Here is a 15,131-nt window from a genome sequence, read left to right on the forward strand (position 1 = left end):
CCAGCCCCAAAAATTCTTTTCCGGAATTTTCGGAGCGTGGCGCAGGAATCTGAACAAAAGAAAACCGGCAGACCCTGGGGCCTGCCGGCGGTTTATGTCAAAGCCCGGTTTATTGTGCCGTCGGGACGCCGGAAGGTTGAGCCGGCGCCGGCGTCGCGGCCGGAGCTGCAGGCGCAGTCGCCGCCGGAGCGGTGGTCGTCGCCGGTGCAGTGGCAGCCGGAGCCTGAGTTGCCGGAGCCGTCGTTGCAGGAGCTTGGGCGGCGGGAGCCTGCGGCGCGGGCGTTGCCGCCCCGCTGCTCGGAACGCCGTTGCCGGCCGGCGGATTTGCCGGGGCCTGAGCGCCGCCGCCGAGCGAATCAAGAATGCCGTTGCCCTGGCCGCCTGTTGCCGGAATGCGGTCGAGAATGTCGCTCGGGCGGCCTTCGTAACGCGTCAGAATGCCGAGGCCGAGCGAGGTCAGGAAGAACAGGGTCGCAAGGATCGCGGTCGTACGCGTCAGCGCATTGGCCGTGCCGCGGGCCGACATGAAGCCCGAACCACCGCCGATGCCGAGGCCGCCGCCTTCCGAACGCTGGATGAGCACGACGCCGACGAGGGCGAGCACGATCATGAGATGAATGACAATCAATACGGTCTGCATGGGTCCAGTCCTGCCCGCCTGGAGACGGACAAAGTTAAGAATTCTGGCGGCTCTTTACATGAGGCTTTCGTCTATTCCAAGCCCTTCGGCCCAGAATACGCCTTGGAACAAACGAATAAACTGCGAATGAACAATGCCTCAGGCGAGCAGCGCCTCATAAGCCCGGTAAATGGCGAGGAAGTCGGAGGCTTTCAAGCTCGCCCCGCCGATCAGCGCGCCGTCGACATTGGCAATGCCCATCAGTTCGGCGGCATTGGCCGGCTTGACCGAGCCACCATAGAGCAGACGCATCTTGCGGCCTTCATCGCCGAAGCGGGCCACAAGCTCGGCGCGCATGAAGGCATGCGCCTTTTCCACGTCGCCTGATGTCGGCGTCACACCGGTGCCGATCGCCCAGATCGGCTCGTAGGCGATGACGGTGTTCTCGGCGGTGGCGCCGTCCGGAACCGAAGCGGAAAGCTGGCGCTTGATGATGTCGAGGGCCTGCCCGGCGCGGCGTTCGTCCGCCGTCTCGCCGATGCAGATGATCGCCGTCAGGTCGGCGGCAAAGGCTGCTTCCGCCTTGGCGCGCACCAGATGATCCGTTTCGGCGTGGTCCGTGCGCCGCTCGGAATGGCCGACGATGACATAGGTGCCGAAAGCATCGGCGATCATTTCGGCAGAGATGTCGCCGGTATGCGCGCCGGAGGCCTTCTGATGGCAATCCTGCGCGCCGATCGAAAGCGGGCTGTCGGTGCAGAGCGCCGTCGCTACGTAGAGCAGCGTCGTCGGCGGGCAGATCAGCGCCTCGACCTTATCGGCGAGCGGCGGGCGCACGCCCTCGGCGATCGCCTTGATCTGATCGAGGGAGGCACGCGTGCCGTTCATTTTCCAATTTCCCGCCACGAGCGGTCGCACGTCAGGTGTCATGCCGGCCTTCCCAAAATCTGTCTATGCCTGCGGCAATATCAAAAGCTTGCGGCAAAGAAAAGCATTATGCCCCTGACGTAACGGGAATAGCTGCGATCGCGTGCAGATTTCTGCCAAAAAACGATGGGCAGCACGCTTTAGCCGGCGAGAATCCAGTTCAACACCCTGCGCCAGTCGATCATCCGGATCGGCGTTCCGTGGTTTCCGGTCTGAAACAGCGTGAAGCGCGCCGGGTATTTTGCCTTGTGCAGGCTTTCGAACAGCGCCTGCTGATCGCTCGCCGCATAGACCGGGTCACGGCTGCCATGGGCGAACCACAGCGGCAGCTTCGCCTTGTAGAAGGCGCTCCTGGTAAAATCGGGATCGGTGACACCGCTCATGATAAGCATGCCCTTCAGCCGCTTGACGCTCTCGCCGTCACGCGCAACGCCCCAGCAGACCTGGCTGCCCATCGAGGCGCAGGAAAGGATGATCGGCCGGCCCGGCGATTGGGCGCTGGCATAACGGATGAGGCCGGTGATCGCGGCAACGCCGTTGCTGTCGAAGCTCCTGACCGTCGGCGAATAATAGACGCCGCCATTGCCGGCGACGAGATTTTTCAGCCGGTTGAAATTGCCGCCGAAACTGTAGTCGTTGGCGCCCAGCCGGCGGTCGCCGTCGCGACCATGGATGAAAATCACCGTGAAGGCGGCATTCTGAGCCGGTCCCACCCTGGTGACATCGAGCTTGATGCCGTCGAGCGACAGCGTCTCGTCGGCCTGGCTTTTACGGATGCCGAGCGCCACATATTTCTGCTGCACCCGCTTTTGCGGGATCTGGTCGCGGCCGTTGATGTCGCGCATCTCGTCATAGTCGATGACCTCGAAATCGCCGTCGTCGCTTGTCTGCAGCACAGTCTGTTTCGAGAACAGATCGTCCTTGAAAGCTGGCAGCGCATCGCCCGCCTGCGCCGGTCCGCCGGCGGAAAACGCGGCTACGGACAGCAAAAAGGCCGCAATTGCTGATATAACGGTGCAATGACTTGTGGACATTCGCATGCGGATGGTTTCCTGAAGCCTGCCGCCGCTTGCCATTCCGCGCCCGGCAACGCAAATCATGTATGAAAAGCCCCGCCAAAACGGGCGGTGTCGCGTATAGAGGTGCTTTCTGGCAAAATCTGCCTGATTCGCAAACGTGACATGAAATGCGGTGATTTTGGGTCGGCGGAGGATGCAAGCCCCAAGCCTGACCCAAGACAGGATGAAGATCTGAACGGCTCCATGGACGATAGCAACGACCTCTTTTCCGCAGTGCCCCTCTCTGACAAACGCGAGGAGGCACAAAAGCCTGCCGTGCCGAATGAACGGCCGCCCGTCGCTGTCGCGCCGGCCCCTGCCCCCTCGGCGCCTGCGCGTCCCGCCCCCGCCGCGTCGAACGCGGATGAATACGGCGCCTCGTCGATCCGCGTTCTTGAAGGCCTCGAGCCGGTGCGCATGCGCCCGGGCATGTATATCGGCGGCACCGATGAGAAGGCGCTGCATCACCTCTTTGCCGAAGTCATCGACAACGCGATGGACGAGGCGGTCGCCGGACACGCCAATTTCATCGAGGTCTATCTCGACCTCGCCGGTTACCTTACCGTCTCCGACAACGGCCGCGGCATCCCGGTCGAAAACCATCCGCAGGTCCCGGGCAAATCGACGCTCGAAGTCATCATGACCAAGCTGCATGCCGGCGGCAAGTTTGACGGCAAGGCCTACGAGACCTCGGGCGGCCTGCATGGCGTCGGCGTCTCGGTCGTCAACGCGCTCTCCGACGACCTCGAGGTCGAGGTGGCGCGCAACCGCAAGCTCTACCGCCAGCGCTTCTCCCGCGGCCTGCCGCAGGGCGGGCTGGAAGAGCTGGGCGACGTCCACAATCGCCGCGGCACCCGCGTGCGTTTCCATCCCGATCCGCAGATCTTTGGGGATCACATGAAGTTTGACGCCGCCCGGGTGTTCCGGATGGCGCGCTCGAAGGCCTATCTGTTCGGCGGCGTCGAGATCCGCTGGAGCTGTGAGCCGGGTGTTTTGCCCGAAGGCTCCGAGGTGCCCGACAAGGCCGTCTTCCATTTCCCCGGCGGTCTGAAGGATTATCTTCAGGCGACGATGGGCAAGGAATTCACCGTCACCCGCGAAATCTTCGCCGGCAAGACCGAGAAGGTGAGCGGCCACGGCTCGATGGAATGGGCGATCACCTGGTATGGCGGCGATCCGCAGGTCCATTCCTACTGCAACACCATCCCGACCCCTGAAGGAGGCACGCATGAGGCGGGCCTCCGCATCGCGCTGACCAAGGGCCTGAAGGCCTATGCCGAGCTGACGCAGAACAAGCGCGCCGCCCAGATCACCACCGATGACGTGATGATCTCGGCCGTCGGCATGCTGTCGGTCTTCATCCGCGAGCCCGAATTCGTCGGCCAGACCAAGGACAAGCTCGCGACCGTCGAGGCCCAGCGCATCGTCGAAAACGCGCTGCGCGACCCCTTCGACCACTACCTTGCCGACAATCCGAACGAGTCGGCCAAGCTGCTAGACTGGGTGATCGAGCGCGCCGAGGAGCGCCTGCGCCGCCGCAAGGAAAAGGAAGTCAACCGCAAGACCGCCGTGCGTAAGCTGCGCCTGCCCGGCAAGCTCGCCGATTGTTCGCAGAACACCGCCGAAGGCGCCGAACTCTTCATCGTCGAAGGTGACTCGGCAGGCGGTTCGGCCAAGCAGGCGCGCAACCGCGCCAACCAGGCCATTCTGCCGCTGCGCGGCAAGATCCTGAACGTTGCCAGCGCCGGCCGCGAAAAGCTTGGCGCCAACCAGCAGCTTGCCGATCTCATCCAGGCGCTCGGCTGCGGCACACGCTCGAAATACCGGCAGGAAGACCTGCGCTACGAGCGCATCATCGTCATGACCGATGCCGACGTCGACGGCGCCCACATCGCCTCGCTGCTCATCACCTTCTTCTATCAGGAGATGCCGGAGCTGGTGCGCGGAGGCCACCTCTTCCTCGCCGTGCCACCGCTCTACAAGATCACCCAAGGGGCGAAATCCGCCTATGCCCGCGACGACAATCATCGCGCCGAGCTTATGCAGACGGACTTCAAGGGCAAGGCCAAGGTCGAGATCAGCCGCTTCAAAGGTCTCGGCGAGATGATGCCCGCCCAGCTCAAGGAAACCACCATGGATCCGTCCAAGCGCACCCTGCTCAAGGTGCTGATCGACGAGGTGGATTTCGAAGGCACCCGCAGCGCCGTCGACGATCTGATGGGCACCAAGCCGGAAGCCCGCTTCCGCTTCATCCAGGAACGCGCGGCCTTCGCCGAAAACCTCGATATCTAAAACATGCTGATAGCGCGCCGAACTGTGAGATAGACAGGTTCGGCGCGGCCCGAATTTTAGCATCGATGATTTCACGGAACTGACGAAGAACCGTAACAACTCCGTTAAACAACCGGCGCATGAAGCGGTCGGCGTGCGGCCTCCTCCGGGAGAAGCGCCCGCGCCGGTTCGACCGTTTTCAACCCTTTGCCGGATTTTGTCATGACCAAGCGTTTTCTCACGACTGCCGCTTTCGTTCTCCTGTCCAGCACCGTCGCCGCCAGCGCCACCGACATCGGCGCCACCTTCGAGACCGCCTGCCCCTTCGGCGATTGCGCCGCCGGCATTTCGCTCTGCTATCTCGGTGAATTCGTCATCCCGAGCGGCCACATGGAAAACGGCGTCGAATTCGGCGGCATATCAGGCCTCGATTTCGATGCCGCCACCGGCCACTATATCGCCATCAGCGACGACCGCTCGGAAAGAGCCCCGGCCCGCTTCTATGAACTCGACGTCGATGTCGATGCGGCGGGTCTCAAGGGTGTTTCGGTCGTCAAACAGGTCACGCTGAAGGATAAGAACGGCGAGCCCTTCGCCGCCAGGACCGTCGATCCGGAATCGATCCGCCTCGGCAAGGACGGCATCTATTGGGGCAGCGAAGGCGATGGCAAAGCGCTGCTGCCGCCCTTCATCCGGGTCGCTGCACCGGATGGTTCGTTCGTGCGCGAATTCAAGCTGCCGGAAGGCTTTGCGCCGACCGCCGATAGGTCGACCGGCATCCGCGACAACCTCGCCTTCGAGGATCTCGCTGTCGCGCCCTCCGGCGATGTTTTCGTCGGGGTCGAGGCTGCACTCTTTCAGGACGGCCCCAACCCCTCGCTGACCACGGGCAGCCTGTCGCGCATCATCCGCTACGACGGCGCCACCGGCGAGCCGAAGGCTCAATATGTCTATCCGGTGTCGCCGATCCCGCAGCCCGCCACCAAACCCGACGGCGGCAATGACAACGGCATGTCTGAAATGCTTGCGCTTGACGATCACCGCCTGCTCGCTGTCGAGCGTAGCTATGCGCAAGGCTTCGGCAACACCATCAAGATCATGATGATGGATCTGACCGATGCCACCGATGTCTCGGCGATCGCTTCCCTTGCCAAAAACGACCAGCACGTCGTCCCCGCCCGCAAGAGCCAGATCCTCGATCTGAGGGCGATCGGCCTGGTCCCCGACAATATCGAGGCGATGTCCTTGGGCAGGGCCAAGGATGGCAGCGACGTTCTCATTCTTGGTTCGGACAACAATTTCTCGGCCGCTCAGAAGACGCAATTCTACGCCTTCAAGCTTCTCAGGCGTCCGCAGCAGTAAGACATTGTCTCTGACGGCCGAATAGCGACGCTTTGTATACGCTTTCACGGTGCGCACCTTGAAACCGCGGGGGTGATGGCCCATAACCAGAGTACAAGAAAAAGAAGAGGCGCGCGTGGGTGTATTCGACCGTCAGAAAAGCAATCATGAACCGCGATGGCTCGGATCGTCGGCGCCGACACGCACGCCGCTGATACCCTCCATCTCGGCGGCACGCTGGCTGCTGGTTCTGATCGTCGCGGCCGGCGTCTACTTCTTCTACGGTTTCCTCGTACCGGTGCTTGCGGCTCTCGTCATCGGCTTCGCCAGCTGGCCGCTCTACCGCAAGCTTCTTGCCCGCGTCGGCGGCAATACGACGATCGCCGCGACTATCGCCATCATCATGATCATCACCTTCCTGGTCATCCCGATCGGGCTGGCGGTCACCTATACGACGGGTGAAGTGCGCAACTGGGTTGCCTGGACAATCCATGCCAACCGCGCCGGCGCCCCGACACCCGACTGGATCGTCGCGCTGCCCTGGGCGGGCGCCTATCTCGATGAGGTCTGGACCAAATATATCGGCAGCCCCGGCGCTCTCGGCGAGGTCATCCAGGCCGTCAGCGGCGCCAATATCGGCAACATCTACCGTGCCGTGCTTGCCGCCGGCGGTGGCGCCTTCCATCTCCTGCTGACGCTGCTCTTCATGCTGATCGCGCTGTTCTTCGTCTATCGCGATGGTCTTTCCTTCTCCAAGCAGATCGATATGCTGGGCGAGCGCATTCTGCCGAACCGCTGGGAGCGCATTTCCCGCGTCGTGCCGGCAACGATCAGCTCCACCGTCATGGGCATGACGCTGATTGCGATCGGCGAAGGCATCGTGCTCGGCCTCGCATACTGGATCGCCGGCGTGCCGTCGCCGGTGACGCTCGGCGTGCTCACAGGCGTGATGGCGCTGATCCCGGGCGGCGCACCGCTCTCCTTCACGCTGGTCTCGGTCTATCTGCTGGCGAGCGGCTCACATGTCGCCGGCATCGGTCTCTTCGTCTGGGGTACGGTCGAACTCTTCATCGTCGACAAGACGCTGCGGCCGAAGCTCGTCGGCGGGCCGATCAAGCTGCCCTTCCTGCCGACTTTTTTCGGCCTCGTCGGCGGCGTCAAGACGATGGGTTTCCTCGGTCTCTTCATCGGCCCGGTGCTGATGGCGCTGATCGTCGCCATCTGGCGCGAATGGATCCACGAGGCCCGCAATGCCGACAAGAGCGAGGCGGGACCGCAGATCCTTATCGACGAACAGGCGCAGCCGCCGTCGCCCGGAACGCCGAAAACGCTTCCCCGTATCGCTGAAGGCTGAACCGGCCTTCGTAAACCGTCATCCCAGCCGTTTTTCCATGAACAGGCTGAGCGGATCCGGCAGATAAGCGCCGAAGGCTTCGATGTCCTGGTAACCGTATTTGCGGTAGAGAGCGATAGCCTCGGGCTGGTAGATCCCGGTTTCGAGCCGGATCGCCGTCAGCCGCTTTTCCCCAGCGATCGTTTCAAGCGCATTCATCAGGCCGCTGGCGATCTTGAGCCCCCTCGCCTCGGGATCGACGAACATCCGCTTGATCTCCGCCGTGCCGTCGCCGGCCTCGACCAGCGCGCAGCAGCCGACGATCGCATCGCCGTTGCGCGCGACCAGGAAGCTGACCGAAGGCTTCTCGAGCAAGGAGAGGTCGACCAGATGGTTGCTCTCGGCGGGATAGAGCGACCCTGCATAGGCATCGGAAAGATCGAGAAGGCGGACGACGCCGTCCTGACGAGGCGGCTCCAGGGCGATGGTCACGGACATGCGGGCTCCCAATGCTTGCGAGACTCAATTTTTGCCTGACATGACGAAGAGTTAATGCTCTTGCCTTCATTCGGTTGGAATTGCGCCGTCTAAGGCGATGACATGCTCAATAGCCAAGGAGGCAAAATATGCAAGCGGTGCTGATCGCGATGACCATTCTCGGTTGCGACGATTCCGTCAGCCAATGCAATTATGTCGCGACGGTCGACAAGCACTGGGAAACGGTTGCCGCCTGCGATGCCGAGGCCGAACGCCGTCTGAAGGCCTATGCCAACGTCAATTACCCCTCGGTGATCGCCGTGTGCGAAGCGCCGAAAGCCCTCGCTGCCGCCGAACCGCCGAAGCCTGCGCCCTTGCCCACGTCCGCGCCCGAAATCGCCACCGCCGCACCCGAGGCTGCCGAAGAGCCGGTTGGAACGTTTGCCAGCTTTGCTGAAAATATTGCCGGCCAGGTCCGCGCGCATATTCCGTCGGGCAAAAGCGTCAAGGAGACGCTCTCCAAACCGGTACACTTCGTATCCGCCAGCTATTCCTGGGTGGTGACGCGGCTGAACGACTGACCTCCCTGGTCTTTCCACTTTCGCGCCGTGGCGCTCTATTCGGTAGAAATGTCCTCAGGCCAGATTTGAGCGCCATGGAGGACACGAAGGATGCGTATCCTGTCTTCGAGCACAATGTAGGCGGCTATGTAAGGCGTGTTTGGGATTACCAGTTCACGTATGCCTGCGATTCGTCCCTGCCTTCCGCTCTCTGGGAAATCGACGAGCCGCCGGACAGTAAGAGCGATTTTCTGATCGACGTGAACGGCAGCGCTTGGATTTTCGGCTTCAATGTAAGCGAAAATATTGTCTCGGTCGGATAGGGCATGTCTTGCCCAGACAAGCCTCACGATCCGGTCACCTGACTCTTTCGAAGAGCCGTTGCCCGTCGCTTCTCAAAGCTAGCCTCGACCTCGTCATCATCAATATCCGGTCGCGTATCGTTAAGAGCCTCGAGCACCTTGCTTCGAAACCATACATCGTAGGCTTCGCTGTTGGAGATGAGCTCCAGCGGAAGAGCTCCTTCATTGGCGGTGCGGGTGAGCAGAATGCGCACGACGTCCGATACAGTCAGCCCCATATTTTCCAGAACAGCCGTGGCGCGGTCCTTGACCGCCGCATCTATGCGCGTTTGGACAAGTGCGTTTGATACCATGACAGCCTCCATGAACGCCGGTTATTGTAATGCAATTGAATGACAAGCGCCAGTGAAAATGGCATCAGCTCAAGTTAGGCCGCCGCAAGCGCCGCATAGACGCGGGCCGATTGCCGTTGTTCGGCGACACCAAGCTTTTCCACCATGTCGAGCAGTTCGCCGACGGCGCCATGCGCCTCGTAATGGCGGAATTTTTCGAGAAGACGGCCGCAGATCGTGCCGGTCACGCTGCCCGGGGCTTTTCTGGCGGCGTCGCGCCACAGCATCGTCGCGTCGACGAAGATGATGCTGATGTCTCTCGGCAAGCCGGCCGATTCGTAGAGGGCGCGCACCGCATGCATGCGGCCTGTTGCCAGGATCGAACGCGCCCGGCGCTCGCCGCAGCCTGTGAGATCGACGATCGCCCCGGCAAAGAAATCCACTTTGCCGGCGCAGAGCGCATGCATCAGGAAGGACGGTGTCAGCCGGCCGTTGACGCGCAGATGCTGGACGAGGTCGGGTATCTCGCGCGGCGCGATGTCGCCGGCAATCGAAACGATGGCTGCCTCGGTCGCCTCGCGGCTGATGCGCTGAAGCCGCTGCAAGCCGATCGCCGCCTGCGCGAGCGGCAGCCCGACCAGCGCATTGCTGACATGCTGGGTGAGCAGTTGCCGGGCATCGGCGGGAAGATCGCTGCGGTCGAGAAGCAGGTTGCGGATGTCGCAGCAATCGCCGAGCCGCTCGGCGATCCGTTTCAGGGACTGGCTGGGGATCACGGCGCCGTCATTCTCGAGCAGGCAGAGCAGTTCTTCCTCGTCACCGACCTCGGCAAGTGCGGCCGAAACCGGGCGCGTCACATGCGCCCTCGCCGCGATCAGCATACGGGTGGCGCCGTTGCCGCGCGCGGCAAGATCGACCAGATCGGCATCGTTCAGAAGCGGTGAACAGGTGACGGCGTGGCAGGCGACTTCAGGCTGATCCTCGGCGAGCGAAAGAACCAGGCTACGCGGTGCATCCGGCGACCAGGCGATCGCCTCGGCGAGCGCCAGCCGCACGCGCGGTGACGGATCGTCGAGCAGAAAGGTCATCGCCATCTCGGCCGCCGCCCGCTCATCCCCTGTCATCTCGGACTGCAGATAGGCCCGCCCGAGCGCGTTTGCGGCCCGGGCCCGGTCGCCGGTCTTGGCAGTTTCGATCCAACGAAGGAAAGCTTCTACGATCACGCGACGCCCCAGCACTTGAACGCGATTCCCTCGCGCTTCATTCAATGCTGCGACCTTAGCGGCAAAAGGTTTAAGATTGGTTCACCATGTTTCTTAAGCCTTTGTACGCCTTGCCCGTTCGGCTCAACCTTGCTGCGACCTCGGCCGAAACATTTCGAAGACCTCGCTGGTTTCGCTGTAATCCATATAGCCGAGACGCGCGACGGGCCGGGCAAGCGACATGTCGATGCGTCCGTCCCGGACAATCGCCTCGTCGAGGTGAATGCCGACCACTTCACCGAAGACGAAGACATTTTCGGACGGTTGGCCCGACAATGTCTTCGGTTCGATGATCTCGGTCACTTTGCATTCGAGCACCGCGAAGGCTTCGCCGACATAGGGCGCGTCCACGAGTTCGGCCTGCTTCGGCGTCAGGCCGGCGAAGTCGAATTCACTGTCGCCATAGGGCAGCGCCGCCGAGGAAAGGTTCATCTTCTCGGCGAGATTGCGGCTGACGAAACTGCAGGTGAAAGCGCCGGTTTCGGCCGCATTGCGCTGGCTGTCCTTACGGCCGCTGGAGGAAAACATCACCAGCTTCGGCCGGTCGGAAACGGCATTGAAGAAGGAATAGGGCGCCAGATTGATCGAGCCGTCCCCTCCTTTGCTGCCGATCCAGCCGATCGGGCGCGGCGACACGATCGCCTTGAACGGATCATGCGCCAGCCCATGCCGGTTGCTGTCGGTGGAATAGAACATCAATCCTCTCCGCCGACCCAGGTCACGGTATCGGCAAGCTCCGGCCTCGGCCGTTCGATTGCCGGAAATGTCGTCGAGCCGATATGGATGAAGCCCGCCACTTTTTCATCCGTCCCGACGCCGAGCAGCGGATAGGCGCGCTCGTCATAGGCAAACCACTCCGTCAGCCAGTTGGCGACATAACCGCTGGCATTGGCAGCCAGGATGACGTTGAGGCAAAGCGCGCCGGCCGACATCATCTGCTCCCATTCCGGGATCTTGATATGCGGCCCCGCCTTGCTGACGACGGCGACGACGACAGGCGCGCGGGTGAAACGGGCGCGCTCGACCTGGATCATCTCCTCGGAAAGCTCGGGCTTTGTCTCGAGCGCCAGCTTCAGAAGCTCCTCGCCAATGTGGGCGCGCTGCTGTCCGCGATAGACGATGAAGCGCCAGGGCGCGATCTTGCCGTGATCGGGAACACGCGAGGCAAGCCTCAGGATTTCCTCGATCTCGGCTCTCTCCGGGCCAGGTTCGCACATCTGGAAAGCCGGGATGGAACGGCGCACGGCGAGATAGTCGATCAGCTTGATATCGGATTTCATGCGGGAGAAACTCTCATTTTTCTGCTGCTGCAAAGGGCGGGTCTTGAATTTGCCATCGCGTTGGTCTTGAAGTGGCCTTTGCGATTTCAGAAGTCAATCGGTTGACGAAACAGATGTTTGGCATTTCGCCTCTTGCACGCACCGGCCTCGCCATCGCCTTGATGGTCTTGATGCCCCTCGGCGCCGGCGCGCAGGATGCCTTCAAGGATTTCAAACAGCTCGATTCGAGCTCGAAGATGCCGAAGCTGAACGCCTTCATCGCACCCGGCACGGCACCCGAAGGGGCCAAGCTGCGCGACGTCGCAATGGAAGCCAAGCTGACGGCCGACAGCGCGCCTGTCGAGGATGGCCTTTCCTGGTATGTCTTCAGCCCGATCGCCGGCACCGACGGCAAGCTGCCGTTGATCGCCAGCGCCAAAGGCGGCCCCGCCGCCTTCCAGCTCGCCCCGGGCGATTATTTCGTCAATGTCTCCTTCGGCCGCGCCGGCGTCACCAAGAAACTGACCGTGCCCGCCGACGGCGAGGTCGGCAAGCAGGTGATGGTGCTCGATGCCGGCGGCCTGCTGCTCAATGCCGTCTCCGGCACCGATGCCCGCATCCGCCCAGACCAGTTGAGCTTCTCGATCTATTCCTCCGAGGTGCGCGAGGATGGCGAGCGCGGCCTCGTCATGGCCGATGTCTCGCCGAACACTGTCGTCCGGCTCAATGCCGGCACCTATCACATCGTTTCCGAATATGGCAGCGTCAACGCCGTCATCCGCGCCGACATCCAGGTCGAAGCCGGCAAGCTGACAGAGGCGACGATCCAGCATCGCGCCGCACAGGTCACCTTCAAGCTGGTCTCCGATGCCGGCGGCGAGGCGATTGCCGATACGGCATGGTCGATCCTGACGGCGGCCGGCGACAGCGTCGGCGAAAGCGTCAGCGCCTTCCCGACCATGGTCCTGGCTGAAGGCGGTTATTCCGCCGTGGCCCGCAACAAGGACAAGATCTATCAGCGCGACTTCACCGTCGTTGCCGGCAGGAATACCGATGTCGAGGTTCTGATGAAGGACCAGCAGCCGCAGCCGCCGGTGAACGACGCGGCCCGCACTGTGCAGCAGGTGCCTGTGGGAACACCGCCGCCGCCAGGCGTGCAGCCGGCGCCGGTGGCACCGCTGCCCTCCTACGAACAACTCGCGCCGCAGGGCGGCGAGGACACCAGCCTCGATTGATTTAGCCTAAGCGGTTTCGGTCTATTTGGAGAAGTGCGCTTCGCCGCCGCTGGGGATGACCAATTTCGTCTTCTCAACGACATTACGATTGTCGATTGGATTTCCGACAGCGCCGAGCCGGCGCTGTCGGAGCCCGGCGGTTTTCAGGCCACCTTGGCTTTCTTTGCTTCGGCCCTGCGGCGGAGGTCTGGCGGTGTCGCCTCGATGGTCAGGCTCTCGACGGCGGCGTCGAGCCCCATCGAAACCTGCTCCTGGCTGCCGAGACGGCGGATGTTGACCGTGCGCTCCTCGGCCTCCTTCCTGCCGCAGACGATGATGACCGGAACCTTGGTGACCGAGTGTTCGCGGACCTTGTAGTTGATCTTCTCGTTGCGGAAATCGGTCTCGACGTTGAGGCCGGCATCGCGCAGCGCCTCGGCCACCTCAAGCCCGTAGGCGTCGGCTTCCGAGGTGATCGTCGCGACCACCACCTGCAGCGGCGAGACCCAGAGCGGCATATGGCCGGCGAAGTTCTCGATCAGGATCCCGAGGAAACGCTCCATCGAGCCGCAGATGGCGCGATGGATCATCACCGGCTGCGTCTTTTCGGAGTTGCTGTCGATGTAGAAGGCGCCGAAGCGTTCCGGCAGGTTGAAATCGACCTGCGTCGTGCCGCACTGCCATTCGCGACCGATCGCATCCTTGAGCGTATACTCGAACTTCGGCCCGTAGAAGGCACCTTCGCCCGGCAGAATGCCGGTCTTGATGCGGCCTTCGGACTGCGCCTCGATCGTCTTCAGCACATCGGTCATGACGGCTTCCGCACGGTCCCAGAGCGCGTCGGAGCCGACACGCTTTTCCGGACGGGTCGAAAGCTTGACGACGATTTCCTTGAATCCGAAGTCTTCATAGACCGACAGGATCAGGTCGTTGATCTTCAGGCATTCGGCCGCCATCTGCTCGTCCGTGCAGAAGATGTGCGCGTCGTCCTGCGTGAAGCCGCGCACGCGCATCAGGCCATGCAACGCACCCGAAGGCTCGTAGCGATGCACCAGACCGAATTCCGCCAGCCGGATCGGCAGTTCGCGATAGGACTTCAGGCCATGCTTGAAGATCTGCACGTGGCCGGGGCAGTTCATCGGCTTCAGCGCGAAGACGCGATTATCAGCTTCCTTGTCTTCCGAATGCGTCATCGCATGCGCCGATTTCACGGCGAACATGTTTTCCTGATACCAGCCCCAGTGACCCGAGGTTTCCCAGAGCGAGGTGTCGAGCACCTGCGGCGCGTTGACTTCTTCATAATCGACGGCGAGCCGACGGCGCATATAGGCAACGAGCGTCTGGAAGATGCGCCAGCCCTTGCCATGCCAGAAGACCACACCTGGGCCCTCCTCCTGGAAATGGAACAGGTCCATTTCGCGGCCGAGCTTGCGGTGGTCACGTTTTTCGGCCTCTGCCAGCATATGCAGATAATTGTCGAGATCGGCCTGGTCGGCCCATGCAGTGCCGTAGATGCGCGACAGCATGGCGTTGTTGCTGTCGCCGCGCCAGTAGGCGCCGGCCACCTTCATCAGCTTGAAGGCGGTGCCGACCTGGCCGGTCGAAGCCATGTGCGGGCCGCGGCAAAGGTCGAACCATTCGCCCTGATTGTAGATCTTCAGATCCTGCCCTTCGGGAATAGCATCGACGAGTTCGACCTTGTACTGTTCCCCCTTGGCGGCAAACACGTCCTTGGCCTTTTCGCGCGACCAGATCTGCTTGGTGAAGGGCGCATTGCGGGCAATGATCTCCTTCATCTTCTTTTCGATCTTGGGCAGATCGTCGGGGGTGAAAGGCTCGTTCTTGGCAAAATCGTAATAGAAGCCGTTCTCGATCACGGGACCGATCGTCACCTGCGTGCCGGGCCAAAGCTCCTGCACGGCTTCGGCCATCACGTGTGCGGCGTCATGGCGGATGAGTTCCAGCGCACGGCCGTCCTTACGGGTAATGATCTCGATCTTGCCATCGGTGACGGCATCGGAAAGGTCTTGCACGGTACCATCGATCGCAATGGCAACCGCGCTCTTGGCGAGCGACTTGGAAATGGATTCGGCGACATCCCTGCCGGTCGCGCCAGCCGGAAAGCTGCGTACGGAACCATCGGGAAATGTCAGGGAAATGGCGTCAGACATCGAAA

Annotated in this window: 15 protein-coding genes; 5 read left to right on the plus strand and 10 right to left on the minus strand. The window is 62.1% G+C overall.

Going from position 1 to position 15,131, the window contains the following annotated elements; genetic code table 11:
* Nucleotides 1–109: 109 nt before the first annotated feature.
* The 3 genes from secG to RHEC894_RS11155 all read right to left on the minus strand — a co-directional run bounded on the left by secG (nucleotide 110) and on the right by RHEC894_RS11155 (nucleotide 2,586).
* Nucleotides 110–640 (minus strand): preprotein translocase subunit SecG, encoded by a 531-nt coding sequence (gene secG, locus RHEC894_RS11145; protein WP_085737307.1) that lies wholly within the window; start codon nucleotides 638–640, stop codon nucleotides 110–112.
* 138 nt (nucleotides 641–778) lie between these two features.
* Entirely contained in the window at nucleotides 779–1,549 is a 771-nt protein-coding gene (gene tpiA / locus RHEC894_RS11150) for a triose-phosphate isomerase (RefSeq protein WP_085737308.1), read from the minus strand.
* Between the two features lie 137 nt (nucleotides 1,550–1,686).
* On the minus strand, nucleotides 1,687–2,586 hold the full coding sequence (locus tag RHEC894_RS11155) for a phospholipase (protein ID WP_085738941.1): 900 nt from the start codon (nucleotides 2,584–2,586) through the stop codon (nucleotides 1,687–1,689).
* Nucleotides 2,587–2,808: 222 nt separating this feature from the next.
* Between RHEC894_RS11155 and parE the strand changes: the two genes are divergently transcribed.
* The 3 genes from parE (at nucleotide 2,809) to RHEC894_RS11170 (ending at nucleotide 7,570) form a co-directional block, all read left to right on the plus strand.
* Nucleotides 2,809–4,896 carry a DNA topoisomerase IV subunit B gene (gene parE / locus RHEC894_RS11160; protein WP_085737309.1) on the plus strand — a complete coding sequence of 696 codons (2,088 nt, stop codon included), beginning with the start codon at nucleotides 2,809–2,811 and terminating at the stop codon, nucleotides 4,894–4,896.
* Between the two features lie 201 nt (nucleotides 4,897–5,097).
* Nucleotides 5,098–6,237, plus strand: coding sequence for an esterase-like activity of phytase family protein (locus tag RHEC894_RS11165; protein WP_085738942.1), 1,140 nt, complete (start codon nucleotides 5,098–5,100; stop codon nucleotides 6,235–6,237).
* A gap of 115 nt (nucleotides 6,238–6,352) precedes the next feature.
* Nucleotides 6,353–7,570, plus strand: coding sequence for an AI-2E family transporter (locus RHEC894_RS11170; protein ID WP_085737310.1), 1,218 nt, complete (start codon nucleotides 6,353–6,355; stop codon nucleotides 7,568–7,570).
* 18 nt (nucleotides 7,571–7,588) lie between these two features.
* Here the strand turns inward: RHEC894_RS11170 and RHEC894_RS11175 are convergent, their stop codons facing one another.
* Complete coding sequence (locus tag RHEC894_RS11175; protein ID WP_085737311.1) at nucleotides 7,589–8,047, minus strand: GNAT family N-acetyltransferase; 459 nt, start codon at nucleotides 8,045–8,047, stop codon at nucleotides 7,589–7,591.
* A gap of 128 nt (nucleotides 8,048–8,175) precedes the next feature.
* Between RHEC894_RS11175 and RHEC894_RS11180 the strand changes: the two genes are divergently transcribed.
* Nucleotides 8,176–8,607: a hypothetical protein gene (locus RHEC894_RS11180; protein ID WP_010065220.1), complete on the plus strand. Its 432-nt coding sequence runs from the start codon at nucleotides 8,176–8,178 to the stop codon at nucleotides 8,605–8,607.
* A 35-nt stretch (nucleotides 8,608–8,642) separates the two neighbouring features.
* Here RHEC894_RS11180 and RHEC894_RS11185 read toward each other — a convergent pair whose 3' ends face one another.
* From RHEC894_RS11185 to RHEC894_RS11205, 5 genes are all read right to left on the minus strand, one after another.
* Nucleotides 8,643–8,936 (minus strand): type II toxin-antitoxin system mRNA interferase toxin, RelE/StbE family, encoded by a 294-nt coding sequence (locus RHEC894_RS11185; protein ID WP_085737312.1) that lies wholly within the window; start codon nucleotides 8,934–8,936, stop codon nucleotides 8,643–8,645.
* Nucleotides 8,933–9,241 (minus strand): type II toxin-antitoxin system RelB/DinJ family antitoxin, encoded by a 309-nt coding sequence (locus RHEC894_RS11190; RefSeq protein WP_085737313.1) that lies wholly within the window; start codon nucleotides 9,239–9,241, stop codon nucleotides 8,933–8,935. The genes RHEC894_RS11185 and RHEC894_RS11190 overlap by 4 nt, the downstream gene beginning before the upstream one ends.
* A gap of 74 nt (nucleotides 9,242–9,315) precedes the next feature.
* Nucleotides 9,316–10,458, minus strand: a complete 1,143-nt coding sequence (locus RHEC894_RS11195; RefSeq protein WP_085737314.1) for a DUF2336 domain-containing protein — start codon at nucleotides 10,456–10,458, stop codon at nucleotides 9,316–9,318.
* Between the two features lie 108 nt (nucleotides 10,459–10,566).
* Complete coding sequence (locus tag RHEC894_RS11200) at nucleotides 10,567–11,178, minus strand: flavin reductase family protein (protein ID WP_085737315.1); 612 nt, start codon at nucleotides 11,176–11,178, stop codon at nucleotides 10,567–10,569.
* On the minus strand, nucleotides 11,178–11,762 hold the full coding sequence (locus RHEC894_RS11205) for a nitroreductase (protein WP_085738943.1): 585 nt from the start codon (nucleotides 11,760–11,762) through the stop codon (nucleotides 11,178–11,180). Before RHEC894_RS11205 ends, RHEC894_RS11200 begins: the two co-directional genes overlap by 1 nt.
* 113 nt (nucleotides 11,763–11,875) lie before the next feature.
* On the opposite strand from RHEC894_RS11205, the gene RHEC894_RS11210 reads away from it, so the two are divergent.
* Nucleotides 11,876–12,976 carry a hypothetical protein gene (locus RHEC894_RS11210; RefSeq protein ID WP_085737316.1) on the plus strand — a complete coding sequence of 367 codons (1,101 nt, stop codon included), beginning with the start codon at nucleotides 11,876–11,878 and terminating at the stop codon, nucleotides 12,974–12,976.
* Nucleotides 12,977–13,119: 143 nt separating this feature from the next.
* On the opposite strand, the gene thrS is transcribed toward RHEC894_RS11210, so the two are convergent.
* Nucleotides 13,120–15,126, minus strand: a complete 2,007-nt coding sequence (gene thrS, locus RHEC894_RS11215) for a threonine--tRNA ligase (protein ID WP_085737317.1) — start codon at nucleotides 15,124–15,126, stop codon at nucleotides 13,120–13,122.
* Between the last annotated feature and the right edge of the window lie 5 nt (nucleotides 15,127–15,131).

The organism is Rhizobium sp. CIAT894 (assembly GCF_000172795.2).
Classification (GTDB): Bacteria; Pseudomonadota; Alphaproteobacteria; order Rhizobiales; family Rhizobiaceae; genus Rhizobium.